The sequence below is a fragment of the Paenibacillus sp. J2R1T-4 genome (genome assembly GCF_059692235.1).
In genome coordinates this window covers 205,488-222,330 of the sequence record NZ_JCAUBA010000008.1, presented here as the reverse complement: position 1 = coordinate 222,330, position 16,843 = coordinate 205,488, and the positions used below count along the sequence as shown (strand labels likewise).

At 49.7% G+C, this 16,843-nt stretch carries 13 protein-coding genes; all 13 read right to left on the bottom strand.

The window, feature by feature from the left end; all coding sequences use genetic code 11:
• Positions 1–79 precede the first annotated feature (79 nt).
• The 13 genes from AC58QD_RS15925 to AC58QD_RS15865 all read right to left on the bottom strand — a co-directional run bounded on the left by AC58QD_RS15925 (position 80) and on the right by AC58QD_RS15865 (position 16,834).
• Complete coding sequence (locus AC58QD_RS15925) at positions 80–1,612, bottom strand: extracellular solute-binding protein (protein WP_497334886.1); 1,533 nt, start codon at positions 1,610–1,612, stop codon at positions 80–82.
• A gap of 59 nt (positions 1,613–1,671) precedes the next feature.
• Complete coding sequence (locus tag AC58QD_RS15920; RefSeq protein ID WP_497335013.1) at positions 1,672–2,550, bottom strand: carbohydrate ABC transporter permease; 879 nt, start codon at positions 2,548–2,550, stop codon at positions 1,672–1,674.
• A gap of 12 nt (positions 2,551–2,562) precedes the next feature.
• Positions 2,563–3,492, bottom strand: a complete 930-nt coding sequence (locus tag AC58QD_RS15915) for an ABC transporter permease (protein WP_497335011.1) — start codon at positions 3,490–3,492, stop codon at positions 2,563–2,565.
• Positions 3,493–3,889: 397 nt separating this feature from the next.
• Complete coding sequence (locus tag AC58QD_RS15910; RefSeq protein WP_497334884.1) at positions 3,890–4,945, bottom strand: aldo/keto reductase; 1,056 nt, start codon at positions 4,943–4,945, stop codon at positions 3,890–3,892.
• Between the two features lie 113 nt (positions 4,946–5,058).
• Complete coding sequence (locus tag AC58QD_RS15905) at positions 5,059–5,295, bottom strand: DUF6953 family protein (RefSeq protein ID WP_497334882.1); 237 nt, start codon at positions 5,293–5,295, stop codon at positions 5,059–5,061.
• Positions 5,296–5,403: 108 nt separating this feature from the next.
• Positions 5,404–6,234: a sugar phosphate isomerase/epimerase family protein gene (locus AC58QD_RS15900; RefSeq protein WP_497334880.1), complete on the bottom strand. Its 831-nt coding sequence runs from the start codon at positions 6,232–6,234 to the stop codon at positions 5,404–5,406.
• Between the two features lie 32 nt (positions 6,235–6,266).
• On the bottom strand, positions 6,267–10,064 hold the full coding sequence (locus tag AC58QD_RS15895; protein WP_497334878.1) for a hypothetical protein: 3,798 nt from the start codon (positions 10,062–10,064) through the stop codon (positions 6,267–6,269).
• Positions 10,065–10,105: 41 nt separating this feature from the next.
• A complete protein-coding gene (locus AC58QD_RS15890) occupies positions 10,106–10,969 on the bottom strand; it encodes a carbohydrate ABC transporter permease (RefSeq protein ID WP_497334876.1) in 864 nt (287 codons plus the stop codon).
• 13 nt (positions 10,970–10,982) lie between these two features.
• Positions 10,983–11,885, bottom strand: coding sequence for an ABC transporter permease (locus tag AC58QD_RS15885; RefSeq protein ID WP_497334874.1), 903 nt, complete (start codon positions 11,883–11,885; stop codon positions 10,983–10,985).
• A gap of 87 nt (positions 11,886–11,972) precedes the next feature.
• Positions 11,973–13,586, bottom strand: a complete 1,614-nt coding sequence (locus AC58QD_RS15880; protein ID WP_497334872.1) for a type 2 periplasmic-binding domain-containing protein — start codon at positions 13,584–13,586, stop codon at positions 11,973–11,975.
• A gap of 142 nt (positions 13,587–13,728) precedes the next feature.
• On the bottom strand, positions 13,729–14,724 hold the full coding sequence (locus tag AC58QD_RS15875; protein ID WP_497334870.1) for a GNAT family N-acetyltransferase: 996 nt from the start codon (positions 14,722–14,724) through the stop codon (positions 13,729–13,731).
• 23 nt (positions 14,725–14,747) lie between these two features.
• Positions 14,748–15,644 (bottom strand): Gfo/Idh/MocA family protein, encoded by an 897-nt coding sequence (locus AC58QD_RS15870; protein WP_497334868.1) that lies wholly within the window; start codon positions 15,642–15,644, stop codon positions 14,748–14,750.
• A 14-nt stretch (positions 15,645–15,658) separates the two neighbouring features.
• The gene (locus AC58QD_RS15865; protein WP_497334866.1) at positions 15,659–16,834 is read right to left on the bottom strand and encodes an N-acetylglucosamine-6-phosphate deacetylase; all 1,176 of its coding nucleotides are present in this window, start codon (positions 16,832–16,834) and stop codon (positions 15,659–15,661) included.
• Positions 16,835–16,843: the final 9 nt, after the last annotated feature.

The window sequence follows — 16,843 nt, the reverse complement described above, 5'->3', positions numbered from 1 at the left end:
GGAGGAATTCATGCTGCAAGCAGCAGTGAATTCCTCCTGCCTATTGTAAGTCAGTCAGCCTCCTCCGGTCTAGCGCACTTTATTTTTTCAGAGCCTTGTACTGCGCGGTGTATTCTTCGATGACTTTATCTCCACCACTCTTACGCCATTGCTCCAGCGCCTGATTCCAACCTGCTTCGTCGATATTGCCCATGATGAACTTGACTCTCGCGTCCTGAATGATTTTGGTGATTTCGGAGCCCTTCTCCGCAAGCGTCGCGGATTCGAACGATTCCGCCGGATTCGCTACCGCTATGGCTGCGTTATTCTTGAACATCTGTTTATACTTCTTCACGATAGGAGCATCCTCGCCCTCTGAAGCCAAATCGCCGTTGTCAAAGCGAAGCTGATAGATCGAGTTGATGTCTGTTTCGTACGCCTTGCCGTCCGTGCGCGTCGGCTTGCTATTCTCAACCTTGTAATGCTTGCCTTCGATGCCCCACTCGAACAAATTCTGCATCTTCGCATCTGCCAGCTTATCCATGAAGCCAAGAATATTTTTCAGATCCTGCTCGCTCTTCACGCTTGTCTTAGGGAACATATAGACACCCACATAACCGCCGTTAAACAGCATCAGCCTATCGCCCTTCGGTCCGTTAATGCGGCTGACGACATCGAGGACGGCGTTCGGATTGACCTTGACCAGATCATTGAAGCCGGCGTTCACATCATCCAGTGTGCTGATAATGAGACCTGCGTTCCCTTGGTTGATCGCCTCCTGGCGCTTCGTGCCAGGCACGACGGCGAAGTCCTGGTTGATCAGCTTTTCGTCGTACAAGCGCTTGTAAAACTTCATCGCTTCTAGGTATTCCTTCGCCATAAAGTCTGGCACGACCTTATCGTCCTGAATCCCGTACAAATTCGGACCGCCGTGCCAGGCCAGAATCGTCTGAAACCCGTTCATCCCTCTTCCTTCGTACATGCCGAAGGTGTCGTTCTTGCCGTTCTTATCCGGGTCCTTGGTGGCGAACGCTTGAATCACTTTGTAGAAATCGTCGATCGTCTTCGGCTCCGTCAGCCCTACCGTATTAAGCCAATCCTTTCGCAGAATGACCCCTTCGCGCGCTACCGGACGGCTTCGGAATATCCCGTACACTTTGCCGCCAACCGCAATATTGTTCAGGACGAGCGAATTCAGCTTGCTAAGGTTCGGATAATCTTTCAGATAAGGACCGATCTCCCAGAACATACCTGACTTGACCGCGTTGACGATGCCCGGGCTTTTGTTGCTTGCGACCATCATGATTTGGGGCAGTTCGCCAGCCGCAATCGTCGCATTGATTTTGTCGTTGTACGCTGAATTCGGCACCCACGTAATATCCAGCTTCGTTCCTGTGTACTCCTCAATCCGTTTTACGGCTTCATTGTCCGCTTTTGGCGGCTCTGCAGAGTAGTACATGTTCATCATGGAGAGCTTGAGCGGCTCCTTCGGCTTCACCGATGGCTGCACCGTCCCTTGGGTTTCTGCAGGCTTCTCCGTGCCCTGACTGCACCCGGCGATCAATCCTGCCGAAAGAAGCATGGCCCCCATCATCCGTACACTTCGGCTCCTTAGTATGTTCCATTCTGTCATTGATGTGATCCTCCCTTTGTTCCTCTAGTTTTTATATTAAGAGATAACCCGTCCTGGCGTCATCCTTTAACCGAACCCAATAAAACCCCTTTGGCGAAATGCTTTTGCAAAAACGGATATACCAGCAGAATTGGAAGCGTTGATACGGTAATGACCGCCATTTTGATAGACTGCGGAGGAATCGTGAACGAATCGTTCACCTGACTGGAATCGCCGATGCCCCCTTCCGCCATAATAACCACCTGCCGCAATATAACTTGAATGGGCCATTTGGTCGTATCGTTGATGTACAGAATGGCCGAGAAGAAGGAGTTCCAGTGTCCCACTGCATAAAAAAGCGAAAACGTGGCAATAGCCGGAAGTGACAAGGGCAGCACGATCCGGAACAAAATGCCAAGATCGTTGCAGCCGTCGATTTTCGCCGATTCCTCAATGCCCTCGGGCATCTGCTGGAAAAAATTTTTGAGAATAATCAGGTTGAAGGCGCTAATCGCTCCTGGCAGAAGCAGGGACCAGAGCGAGTTCATCAGCCCAAGCGCCTTGACGACCAGGAAAGTCGGAATCATCCCTCCGCTGAACAGCATCGAGAAAATGATCATAAGCATAATCGGCTTGCGTCCGAGCAACTCCCTGCGTGCAAGCGGATACGCCATCAGTGCCGTGAACAGCAAATTGATGAACGTCCCTGCAAGCGTGATTATGACCGTATTCAACAGACTGCGTACAATCGTATTGGTCGAAAAAATATAGATATAGGCTTCAAGGGAAAACTTTGTCGGGATGATCATCATGCCCCGCTTGGCGAACTCCTCCGGGGAAGCGAAGGAACCCAGAACCATATACAGAAACGGCAGTACCGTCAAAGCAGCGAATAGTAGCAGAAGGATGATATTGACCGTATCAAACAGTCCTCCAAACGATCGATTCTTCAGCTGGATCGCCTCCTTTCATTAATAAATGCCTTCCTCTCCGGCCTTTTTGGCAAGAGCATTCGTCACTAGCACCAGCAGCAAGCCGACCAGCGATTTGAACAGCCCCACCGCCGTGCTGTAGCTAAATTGGGACTGATTGATCCCGACCGAGTAAACGTAAGTGTCGAACACTTCCCCGACGTCACGGTTCAATGCGTTCAGCATTAGGATGATCTGCTCGAAGCCCGTGTCCAGGAAATGGCCAAGTCGCAGGATCAGCAGGATCACGATCGTGCTGCGGATGGCCGGAAGCGTAATATGCCACAGCTGCCTCCACCGGCTCGCTCCGTCGATCTTGGCTGCTTCGTACAGCTGCGGGTCGACTCCAGCAAGCGCCGCCAGGAAGATGATCGTGCCCCAGCCGGTTTCCTTCCAGATCACCTCGGCCATGATCAGTGTACGGAACCAATCCCCGCTAATCAGGAAGTTGATTCGTTCCCCGCCCGCTCTCACGATCAGCTCGTTGACCAGACCACCTTCGACCGTAAACAGCATGTAGAAAATACCGACGACGACGACCCATGAGAAAAAATGGGGAATATATACCATCGTCTGCACGAACCGTTTTAAATATTCCTTGCGCACCTCGTTCAGCATCAACGCCACGACAATCGGCAGCGGAAAAAAGAAGACGAGATTATAGACAGCCAGTATCACCGTATTGCGGAATAGCATCCAGAACGTCGGCTCCCCGAAAAACCGTGCGAAATGTTTGAAGCCGACCCAATCACTGTCCCAAAAGCCGAGAAATGGCTGGTAATTTTGGAACGCGATCAGCACGCCCCACATGGGCAAATATTTAAACAAGAGAAAATAGACGATGCCGGGCAGCAGCATCAAATAAAGCCATCGGTCGCGAATAACCCTTCTCCATGGCGGTCTTCCGGTTGGGGCTGTCTTACGCCCGATGCCTGCGATCTCCAGGCTTGCATTGCTTTTGACGGACAAGTTGTTCTGCCCCCTTTCCTAAAATTCCTTTCTGTCGGCCGCCCCTCAAGCCAAGCAATCATGTTCAGCACGAGATAGTTCCAGTTTTCGATATAAGATGTAAGTTGCAAACGTATCTCTTCTTCGTTCCTCTCTAAGCGGGTGGCTTACTTCGAATGTATCGGAGCCGCTGATAACCGTCTACAATCATTACCGAGTAATAATAGGGGATTACAGCCCGATAATCTTCAGCGAGTTTGTTGTAATCATTAGCGAAGCGCAGGATAAGATGAAAACCAATGTGACCCTCACAAATAAAAAGAGTAGGCGCATGCTTGTGCATGCGCCTACTCTTTTTATTATGTGTGAAGCCTAGCAATCACTCCATTTGCAAAGCCTCACGCACCTTAGCCTGCTGCTCATTCGTCAGCACGATCCTGCCTGCTGCGGCATTAGCCTCAAGCTGTTTAACATTACTAGACGACGGAATGACGGGCCCCATTCCCGGCAATGTAAGCATGTAGGCTAGCGCCAACTGATTCAGCTCCATCCCCCATGCCTGGGATAACACAGCGAGCTTCTGCAGCTTCTGTGCAATAACAGGCTCCAAGGCCTTGTCCAAATCACCTTCATCATAAAGCCTGTTCCCGGGTCCTACTCTCTCCGGATTGATGTAACGATCAGAGAGCAGCCCTCTAGCAAGCGGACTCCACGCTACATAGGAAATTCCGTGCTCGGCTGAATAAGACAATACACCCGTTTGATTCGCCGTTTCCCCATTCAACAGGTCAAAATTATTCTGAACCGCTGTGATTCGCGTACGAGGAAAGCTGCCTTCCGTAACCTTCCTATAGCTTTCAAGCTGTTCCTGATTAAAGTTCGATACGGCAAAATAACGAATCGCTTGCTGTCGGACCAAATCCTCAATCGCAGCCAAACTCTCTTCGATCGGAGTAAGCGCATCGAACTGATGGAAATATAACACATCGATATAATCCAGCTGCATCCTCTGTAAACTTGCATATACAGAATCGAGTATATTACTTCGAGACAACCCGCTATGATTGGGGGTTATTCCATCCATCCCGCCACACAGCTTAGTAGCTATAATGACGTTACGCCGTTGCTCCGGATTGCGCTTCATCCACGTGCCGATTATGCGTTCCGAGTTGCCTGAAGCATTGTTGTACCGGTTCGCAGTATCCCAGAACGTCACCCCTAACTCAACTGCGCGATCAAAAATATCCCAAGCCTGGTTCTGATCGATCCGAGAGCCGTCTCCGGTATCCGGATACCCCATCTTCCAAGTTCCAAGCCCAACATTTGACACCCGTAATCCAGAAGACCCTAACGCCCGGTAAGGCATCCCATTAAACCCATCCGTTACTCGAAAAGGTACATTATACAATTGCGGATTTGGTTGTAGAAAATCCATCTTGTCCCTCCCTAATAAAGTAAGTATGTTATAAGTTTACCACCTTAACTACCAGGTTCCAATGCCGCATCAAGAAAAGCAGCAGCCACAGTCCAGCTCCTGTGACTACTGCTTTAAGTCCAAGCCCAGAAAAAACCGTCCCGCTCCCATGCTACTTTCCCGTTATGGAGCTTACGGAATGCTTTCTTCACATCCTTGGAGAGAGAATGGTTCCCTTTCTCATTCTGAAAAACATGTTCCTCGCCAAAGTGAGCTCGGACATAAGCTACGGCCTCCTCCTGATGGAGAATTCCTTTAAACTTAATTTCATTAACCATCCATTCGGCAACCTCTTGTGCTGACACTTCCACTATGTACCCGCTCCTTATAATTGAACACTCCTTCTATTATAACTCGCAGATCCATCGGTTTCCATCTCATCACATTGCACGCCAGAAGAGCTGCTGAACAGGAATCGGTTAGTTCCCTACGCTTAGGCCAAGTGTTTGTTCGATGTAATCTCTGCATACCGTAAGGCTTTGCTTAGGCGTCGTGCGGGAGCTGTCAATCTCAACTGTAAGCCAACCGTCGTATTGGATCTCCTTAAGCAGGTTAATAATTTGCGGAAAATTGACCGGTCCGAGACCCAGTTCGCAGAAGATCGGCATCGCCTCGGTACCCGAGGTTATCGCAATCTGTGCGAGCTCAGTCGGCTCAGGTGTGACATCCTTCAGATGGAGATACTTCACGCGATCCCGATAGCGCGAAATGATAACAGCCGGATCCATCCCTGCCCGATACAGATGCGCCGTATCCGGACAGAGCGATACATAGCGCGGATCCGTCAATTCCATGATGGCGTCGATCTCCCGTTCATCCTGGATCTCCGTGTTCAGATGCGGGTGTACGCAGGCGGTGATGCCCAGATCGCTGCATCGCTTGGCTGCCTCATTCATCGTCTCGGCCGCTACCTTCAGCTCCTCGAGCGGTGTGCCGTTCGGATTCCTCGGTCCGCGCGGACCGAATACAATCCGATCACTGCCGCACGCAGCCAGCATTTTGGCCACCCGTGTGTTGTACGTAATGAGCTCATCGCGGTTAGCCCGATCTCCGAACTTGCCTCCGCCATATAGAGCGGACAACACGAAACCGTTCGAGGCAAGCAGTTCGTTGAATGTCTCCATCCGATCTTCGAATTGCAGGGCAATACGAGTAAAGGTCTCACAGGCTTTGTAGCCTAACTCGGCAGCTTCCTTGAGCCCCTTCTCATATTCCTCGTTCCATGTAATCAAATGACAAGAAATTTTCATATCGACCGCCTCCAAGTTCAACTTGATCCTTCTTAATGTGAGAAAGTCTCTCGAACGGCATTCCACAGGTGGAAGGAGTCCCCAGGCTTAATATCAACAAGCACCTGCTTCCCCTCGTGCAGCACGGCTTGCTTCGCGCCCATGCCTAATCGCTTCTGCGGCGACTTCCAATCGGCATCCAGCTTAATAAGCGACATATCAGAGCGGAATGTAAGCTTAGCGCCATCAAGTCGAGCATCATGCAAATAATAGGGTGACGGCTTGCCATATTCCGGCGAATCAATAAGGGCAACCTGCCCCTTAAGCGCTTCAGCGGACCAATTATGTGCGCCCTCGGTCAACTCCACTTGTACCTCGCGATCCTCGACGTTAACCGAAGTTATATGCCCTATACAAGCCACTGCCTTTCTGTTCCTGGTATGAACATTGTCCGAAATAGTAGTGAAGCCTACTGCTTCCATGTCCACTAATAAGCCATCCCGGTAGCGAAGCAACAGCGATTTGGCATCTGAACAATATTCAACTCCGTCTGAATCGACAAATACAGCTGCGCCGCATCCTTCATGAACAGCTATGAGAATATCCTTATGAACTCCGTCCTCATACCTTAACTCGATTCCCACTGGACGCTGCACCTCGGCAGCTGTATGATCTTGTCCCCCTGTGGCTGCATCGAGCGTCTTACATACCATCGGCCGGACCGACGCAATGTACCGCCGATCCTCCTCACTCTCCCGCTCGAATGGCTCCAGCACGGTTGCGAATACAGCCTTGTGACCGGTTGCTGCAGCAGGATCAGCTACCTTATCCCGCCACAGCACGAATGGCTCCCAGCGGGACTTGCCCATTTCCTCGCCGCCTCGCTCGCCCAAGCTGCATATTACCTCGCGTGCAGACTCCGGATCGGGCAATGTATGCACCTTCATTCCGGCACCCGCATAGCGGTAAGTCCACGAGATCGGGCTTTCCGTACGCACGTATCGCTGCGCTTTCATCCAGCCATAACCCGATTGGCTGTACAGCTCCACATCTTCTCCCGCAAGCGTCCCCCGCAACGGCAGCCAGTCTTCTTCGCTCACTCCTTGGAACTCGATCTGCTCGGGAGAAGCATCCAAGCCCATCGTGTTGTAATCGAATGTGCCGCCCCCCGACAAATAGCTCAAGTCTACTACATAAGCGTTTTTCCGATCAGGCGCTTGAACTAGCCAGCACCACCGCTCATACGTAGTTCCGGGATATGCAGTCGTATTCACCATTCCTGTTACCTGAAGCAGTTCCCCTTCGTAATGGCAGCGCTGCTCGGAATAGGAGGGCGCTTGGTGTTTCCCGTCCACCAGTGTCACTGTACACGCTGCGGAGTGAATTTCCCATTGGTCGAATTTCGGGCTGAGCCAAGTAAACGGGTACCCCCCGACTCCGGCCATCAGGTGATAACCGTATGCACCAATCCACAAGCCAAGCTTGTCTCCGTGCTTATGCCCTGCAGAAGGCTGTCCGTACAACACCAGATGCTTGCAGTTATGCGCATCGGTCCCTGCACGCAGCACGCTCGTCTCGGAATCCTCAACCAAGAATGAAGGCTGAATTGCGGCCCCATTCTGCTTATACGTCTGGTATTCCTCCCAGTCCGCCGATAAGGCCAGCAACAGCATCGAATGTTTCACATTCGTATTATTATTGCTCTGCAGCCTGTATGATTGGAGTTCGGCTGAATCATATTGCGCCAGGATCGGTCCCAGTACGCCGCGCAAAGACTTCATACGAGCGTAGCTGATCTCGAACGCCGGGCTATACTTGAATTTTCCTTTGCGCCGCTCTTCCGATACAGGCTCCCGGTTGTCCGCATTTGTATCCCCGAACATCGGCGTCAAGCCGCCGCAATATAGGCGTGAATAATAACGGATCACTTGGCTGATTCCATACTCCTGCTGCTCGAACATGTCTATTCCGTCCGGAAAATACTCCTCATCCCGGAACCCATAATTGTTGTTCGCCATCATCGTTACTTGATCGCATATTTGCACTAAATAACCGAGAGAGTCATAAATATACCGGCCGTCGCGGAAAAAGTTGTTGCGCACCTTCCCTTTCAGACAATGCGGCCCTTCATTCAGCACTCGATGCATCAGCTTGCCGCTGCCCATGTAGCTTGCGATGAGCAGCTCCAGATAAATGTAGCGCAGCGACCAATCCGTATTGCGTGTGCGCTCGATCTCGCAGCTGTACAAGACGAATGGAATCATGTCGTTCACAGCCGTCTTCACGCAAAAAGGACGCTGCCGTGAGCGGCCTTCAGCATCCGGTTTGTCAGCGAAAAAGGCCTTCAAATCACCTTCAACCTCACCGATTACGTCGAACAGCAGGTCCAATGCATCGAAATAAGCGGATAACCAGTGGCATTCGGTCGTCGTCGGTTCTGCAATCTGCACCGTGTCGTAATAGCCTGATCCGTAATTTCCGTTCATATAAGGGATTAGCTCCGCCAGCCGACCTGCGAGCAGCAAAGCTTTGTACGCATATTTCTTGTCCTGCGTCAGCTGATAGGCGAAGGCAAGATTCGGAATAGCGGAAGCATAACGCTCTCCACTAGTTTCGGGACAGGCACTCTTATCCTCCATCACGGTACAGTAAGGCCTTCCAAGCAGCATCGAGATGAGGAACAAGCGATAGGCCGCCGTGAACATATATCTAGCTCCAGGCACCGGAAACCCCTCGGGTGCGACGAATCCCCCGCCATCATCCTCCAGCACAATTTCTTCCCCAGTCTCCGGATGCTCCAAGGTCATGCCAACATGCCACCAGGTCTTCGTATGTATACTGTAATATTCATAAGGCCTTTCGAGACACACCTCAAAAGCCGTTCGCTTCCCGCCATAAAGCGGGTTGCCGAAAAACTGTCCCACTGACAAGGCACGCGGGTTGCCCACCGGCACGAACTCGAACAGCTCTTCGTCGCTCTTGGCCGCCCAGTAATTAGCCACATCAAGGATGTCCCGCTTCATGAGGCGTCCCCATTCCGTCGACTCCGCGCTGTGTCTCGCCCGCTTCACATCAGAAGCATTCAGCCGCCCTGTATAGCCTCTGGACTTCTCCGCCATAAGCCCATGGATCTCCTCAGGGATGAACCTTCTCTCCCACTGCAAGAAGTGAGTGCTGCCATAGGTTTGCACCTTCTCGGCCCACTCCGTAATTTCACCTTCGCCAAGCCCGCGGGTCAACAACAAATCTCCGTTGCCAACACCGCCTGAGGGCCGATCTCCAGGAATGCCGGACCAAGAGATGAAGTCACCGCTCAAGTTGTTGTTATCCGCAGGATCCTGCAGGATACGGGCAGCATTGAACCCTACCACTCGATCCTCCGCAGAATTTATACGCAAATACGACAGCATGATACGAAATTCAGCCCAGTCTATCCCTCCCGATGTCCCAAGCTGATATCGGATAGAAGGAGGTAGCTCCATAGTCTCCAACTCATAATTATGTTCCTCATATACGACCCGACTGCCGTTCCTAATCCGGAGAGTAAACATATTATGGCGTTTGCGCCGCGTACTCCCGCGATCGAAGAAGAGCAGAACGTCGCCATGGTCGCCGCCTCGGCTTTCGACATGCTCATATTCCACACGCACGACCAACTCGTCCATTTCCGTATAAGCGTTAAACCGCATTTGGTGAGCAGTCGGCTGAAGCCTTGTCTTTTTCCCGCGAAATTGAACGTCTGCAATAAGAAAAGGAGCGGATTCCTCCGCTTCCTTCCCGATTTCTTTCTCATGTACCAAATAAATGGGATATAAGTGTTCTCTCTTCCTACTGTCTTGAACGGTCTTCATCGCTTTTTTACCCTCCCAATGGAAGTTTCTTCACCAGCAGCCTACTCCTTCAAGGATCCTAGATGAGCACCTTTGACAAAATACTTTTGCAGGAACGGGTACACAAGAATGATCGGGATCGTTGCGAAAATAATAATGCCTGCTTTCATCGTTTCTGGTGTAATATGCAGCTGGTTCATGGCCGAAAATTCTGGGGAATCCTCCCGAACAATCAGTCCTCTAAGTACAATTTGAATTGGATAGAGATCCCTATCGCGAATGAAAATTAATGCATTGAAATAAGAATTCCAAGAGCCCACCGCATGAAACAAGCCGATTGTTGCAAACACCGGCAATGATAAAGGCACACATAATCTTGCATAAATGCCGAATTCGCTGCAGCCGTCAATGTTACCCGCATCGAAGATTTCCGATGAAATGCCTTGGAAAAACGTTTTCATAATAATAACGCCGAATGCCCCGATTGCACCTGGAATCATTAGCGCCCAAAGTGTATTGGTCAACCCCAGGAAATCAATAACTAAAAAATAGGGAATTAACGGTGCGCCAAAAATGAAGGTAACCACAATCCCTTTAAGAATCAGCTTACGTGCTGGCATATAGGGCCTGGATAAGGCAAATGCCATCGTAGAAGTAAAAAATAAATGAATCGCCGTACCCACTACTGCAATAGTTACACTAACTCCAAGCGCTTTCCACAATGATTTTTGCTGAAAAATTTGCTCGTAAACCTGGATGTTCCACCCTTTTGGCCACAAATACACTTTCCCTGCGTCAACGTATTCGGAACTGCTAAGCGACAGGGCAAGAACGTGAACCATCGGGGCTAACATCAAAGCCCCTATTATCAGGAAGCCGATTGTGCTTATTATATGATACGTTCGTTCTGATCCGTAAATTGGCATGACGTGTCCCCCCTTAGTATATGCTTTCGCCCGTTTTGCGCTTAAACACAGCGTTAAGTCCAACAACAAGTATCAAGCCGACGATCGATTTGAAAATACCAATAGCGGTCGTATAGCTGAACTGCGCTTCCAACAAACCAACCCGATACACATAAGTATCAATTACTTCCGCCACATCCCGAACCAAAGGATTCATAAACATCAGGACTTCCTCTACACCCGATTCCAAAATATCGCTTATACGCAGCAGGAACAGGACAATAATGGCCGGAAGCATAGACGGAAGCGTAATATACCACATCTGTTTCCAACGAGATGCCCCGTCAACCACAGCCGCTTCATATAAATTCGGATTAATGCCGGCAATGGCAGCCAAATAAATAATCGTGCCCCACCCGACCTCTTTCCATATTGCGGCCCATACGATAATGCTTCGGAAATAGGCTGAGGTTTGCAAAAATTTAATCGGTTGGACTCCGAACAAACCAAGAATTTCATTAATAACTCCGTCGGTTGCGAGAAGGTTGAGAAAGATCCCTCCCACGATTACCCAAGACAAAAAGTGCGGGAAATATAATACCGTTTGGATCGTCCGTTTGAAAAAATAACTGCGAATCTCATTTAGAAACAGCGCTAAAATAATAGGCGCCGGGAACCCGAATATTATTCGATAAAAACTAAGAATCAGCGTGTTCTTTAATATGGTTAAAAAATCGTAATAGGAAAACATCGTCACAAAATGGTCGAAACCGACCCATTTGCTGTTCCAAATTCCTTTGAACATGTCATAATTCTGGAAAACAATAACATTCCCTAATAACGGAAAGTACTTGAAAATGAGAAAATGTAAAATACCGGGCAACGCAATTAGAAAAAGAGCGGTTCGAGGGTTAGAGATCATTTTTTTGATTAGCATAATTAACCACCTATGCGTTGAATTGTTAGCTTCTGAGATGACAGAAGGGGAGCAGACGCTCCCCTGCCTCTCTTTTCTCTTGATGGTTTACTTCTTGATGTTTTTGTTGTACCAGTCCGTTGCTTGTTTAATAGCTTCGTCTCCGCCGCGTTTTTTCCAATCCGCTACAAATTTGTCAAACGCCGCATCTGCCTCTTCCTTGCCAGTGACTACCTTGGCGAACATATCCTGGAACAAGGTCCCTGTGCCGCTTCCAAGCTCAGGCTTCGTGTTTAATACATCAGGTAACTCCATGTTAATGGACGGGCTAGTTAACAAGTTCGTTTCCGAGTATTTCACACCTTTCTCCAATACTTTCGGATCGAAGCCACCCATACGCTCGATAATCTTAGGATCTGTTCTTGTGTCGCCAGCCGGATTGATCATCGTTTGGAAGAAAGCCTTTTCTTTTGTGTTGAAATCACTTGTTGCATTCCAGTCAATCTTACCTGCCGTCTCTGTGAAGTTGCGGCCGGAGATGCCGTAAGTGAAGAAGTTTGTTTTCTTAGCATCATCGGAATAAGTCCAATCCATGAACTGTACGAAGCGCTCCGGATTTTTCGTATCCTTAGTGATGACATGCACCTTTGCAATGCTTAAACTACGGAAGCCGAGAGAAAGCTGGCCCTTTTGATTTTTAATACCTGGCAGCAAGTCAACAACTGCCTTCTTGCTCACAAATTTATCCGGACTCCAACTGACTGGTACATTGCGCAAATCGTGACTCCATACTGCCACCGTATCGTCGGTGATGTCTTTGACCCAATCCGCTGCCTTCAAAGTCACCCAATCTTTTTTAATATAGCCCTTGTCATACATCAACTTGTATAACTTAATGGCTTCTTTCATTCGCGGATTGATAATGTCCGGGATGAATTGGTTGTTCTCGAATTGCCAAGCGGAGTTGTTCCCGGTCAGTTCAACATCATATGCAGCGAAAAAGGCGTTACTGAAGCCCATATCTGCACGCATGACATATCCGTACTCATCATTCTTTCCGTTGCCGTTAGGATCCTTTGTCTTAACCGCCTCGAAGAAAGCAAGATATTCATCGACCGTTTCAGGTTGCTTCATGCCTAGTTTATCGAGCCAGTCCTTACGGACCAACAGCGCTCTTGGGTTAAGCGGAGTTAACAGCTTTGGAATAGCATAGATTTTACCATCCCTGCTTATACGCGGATTATCCCAAATTTCCTTAGGAATTTTCTTTTTCAAGTTCGGACCGTACTTTTCTATCAAAGGTGTCAAATCTTGGAAAATTCCATTTTCTACCGCTGTCGGATGCCCTTTATCTGTAATCGAAGAGGTGGCAATAATTTGCGGAAAGTCTCTGGATGCAAAACGTACGGTCAACTGTTGTGAGAAGTCTGCAGCCGGAATGAATTCGTAGGCTAATTCCGTCGGAGCACCGATATAGTCGGAGAACAACTTGGACATTTCCTTGTAAAAGATGTCATCCTTCTTGGCTTGCTTGGCGTAAGCCTCACCGCCGTCATTATTCAAAATCAGAAAGCTGGCAGGGTCTTTGTTGACTGTAGGAGCTGGTGATCCTGTAGCTGATGTTGCCGCCGGCGGGTTGGTGCTGTCGCTGCCGCATGCAGCCAATAGAGCTGCAAGCCCAACGATCATTGTTGGTACCAATACCTTAAGCTTTACTCGCATTTAGAATATCCCCTTTTTTTTTCATTTTTTAGACTAACCTGCGATCCTAGCATTCCTGCATCCTTGCTTGCTTTAACTGTACTTGAATCTCTTAGGCGGGACTATGGGTTTATTTATAAAAATATGAGCTTTTATGACGGAATTAAGCGTTTTCATTTCGGATTAACTTTTCATACACATCATAGCTTTTCCAAGGGACGAAGCCGAATCGATTATAGTAATCAAGATGCTGTGTCCAGTCTATTATTATCGGTCCGCATCCTCTTTCCCGAAGAATTCGTACAGCTGTCTTGAGCAAGGCGCCACCTATTCCTTGACTACGGCATCTAGCTGCAACTCCAATCGGGCCGATACCTCCGCACTGTTCATCGAACAAAGCGCTCCAGTTCAAGCTTGCAACCATGATTGGCGAAAGCTCATCTGTCATGCGGCAAAAGCCAACGATCTCCCCAGTATTCCATACTGCTACATATTCTGCGCCTGTTCCTTGATTGTCAAAATAGCTCTGAGCGGACTCCTCCCATCTGCCTGGGAATTCGTCTTTCATGAACTGGAGCAATTCATTTCGATCGTCTTTGTTCCATGGGCGCAGTTGTCGGAGCTCCAAACCTATGGATTGATCTGCAGGTTTCACCGATGACACCGCACTTGCTGTATCCGATTCAGTTGTTGATTGGCTGCCTCCAACACTGATCATGTCGTAGGCTGTATGCCGATAGGTGTACCCTCTTTTTTGCAGCCAGCCCCCTGTTGTTGAGGAACCAGGAACACCTGGAAAGTAATGATTCTGCTCTTGTCCGGTCTTAATGGTACGTGCGCCTGCCGCTATAAGAGCTTGCTCAGCCTTGGTTAGCAAGGCGCTCCCTACACCTAGACCGCGATAGGCTGAATCGACAATTAATACGCTGATAGAGCCCGTTCCATTTGCGTTATACTTGGATAATACGGCTCCAATGGCGCCTCCGCCTCCTATAGCAATCCATGATGCGCTTGGAAACACTGGGAAGGAATCGCCGAAGCTGTTTCTCAGCAGCAACTCCGGCTGCATAGGAAATTCGTTCCCGATTGAACGGTTCCATAAGGCGCAGAGCTCGATTAACATTTCCTTTGCAGCTGGAACGTAATGTACGGTTTCCATTATCCGAGCACCTCCGCCATTCCCTATAAGCTCACTATTTGACCTGTCACGCGGCTTTCATTGGCTGCTTCTATGAAACGAATAATCTCCAGCGTCTCTTCCGGGTCCAGGGTCGGTCTGCCTGTTGCCCCCATTTCGAGCACGCTGCTCAGCAGGCAGGCATACTTCTTAAGACCATCCGAACCTGTATCTACATGCTCCGTACACTTCTCCCGGTGAATGATAGCACCGTGACCATTATTGGGCTGCCGATTTCCTCTGGCAATCCCAATTCGTCCGTCGCGCCAATGACCTATGATTACCTCATGCGTCCCTCTTGATATCGCGCTAACCGATTCGCAGCCCTTGCCCATGATGGCATATAACACTTCTACTGTATGGATGCCATACCAATACCAGCCCGGCTGTGAAGGAATGAATTCGATAGGCCCGTAACATTCCGCTCCCTGAATGGCTCCTTTGTCTGAGCTTGCCAAGGCGACTGTCAGATTCGGGGAGTATCGGCGAACCGAGGAGCTCATGTAAGGGATGTTATGCTTGGCAGCTAGTTCTGCTATGTACATAGCTCCCTGAGAATCGACAGCAAAGGGCTTGTCTATGAACACCGGTTTGCCCAGCGGGGCAACCCGACTGAACAGATCCGGATGAATTCTGCCGTCGACCGCGGTTATGAATACCATATCCGCCTTCTCTGCTGCTTGCTCCGGGGAATCTGCGATCTCTACCCCATATTGTCCACCCAATTCCTGCACATACCCGTCCACACGGGAGATGCTTGCCGGAAAGTCAGGCGACCCCCCTGGATATCCTGCGATCACTCTACCCATCCCAGGCATAAAATGCTCAAACGAAGGATCGTTCAGAATTCTCGAAAAAACTTTAACATGTGAAGTATCCAGTCCGATTAATGCGATATTCATTATAAAATCCTCCTCTAGAGCATTTTCCTTCCGTTCTTGTAGCTCTGTAAGATTGTAATTTCAGTTCCGTCCCATCGAAACAAGGCCAGATCGGCCGGAGCGCCTTCTGTTAATCCAGCTGCTGCTTGCAAATTCATGAAGCCTGCAGGCCGCAGAGATGCCATCTCCCAGGCCTCTCTTAATGTGCATATGCCGCGGCTCGCCATATGCGCAATTCCCCATGGCAATGCTTGAGCAGATCCAGCAAGCATGCCTGGATTATCGCGCAGATGCAGCTTGCCTTCTGGTGTCTTTACGACATGGACGCGCCTGTGGGAATGGTATGTACCCGGCGGCATTCCGCCCAAATCAACCGCATCGCTAACGAGCATCGCCTTATGCCCTTTTACCTTAAGCGCTACCTTCAGAAACGATTCTGGCAAGTGAAAGCCGTCGGCAATCAGGCCCGTCCAAAGGTCGTCCTGAGCTAACTGCTCCCATAGATAGTTCGGATGACGAGGCAGCATTAAATGGGAGCCATTGCCGAAATGAGTGGACATTCGCGCGCCTGCAGCAACTGCTTCGCGAATCTGTTCCGGCGTAGCAGCCGTATGTCCGATGGATACGGTAACACCGCTCTCCGAGCAGCGGCGAATGAACTCCGTCGAGTCGGGCCACTCCGGCGAGCAGGTGATGATCCGGATGCGGCCGCCGGAGGCTTCCTGCCAACGCTCGAACAATGACCATTGCGGTGCTTGCACATACGCGGCTTGATGCGCACCGCGGGGCCCGTCTTCTGGCGAGATGAACGGCCCTTCCAGATGGATACCCGCAATTGCCTCCGCACAATGCTCATCCATTGAGCAGGCTTCAGCAATCGTGCTCATTGCCTCTGAGATTCGCTCGGTGGAATTAGTCGTTACAGTCGGGAAGAATGTAGTGACTCCCTCCTGGGCTAATGCTCGAGTGGCTGCAATAACGGTATCTACAGCTAATGGGAACGTGTTGAAATCATACCCTTTGTAACCATTTATCTGCAGGTCAACCAACCCGGGAGCCAGGTAAGATGCGGTGAGTTGGTCCTGATTCGCCATTGGGCTGCCGTTCCGTTCAATATGGACTATAATCCCTTCGTCTACGGTCACAACAATTGGATCGTTAGTCCTGTAATCAATCCCGTAAATCAGGTATTGGTTAGTGTTATTCGGCAAAGTGTGCTC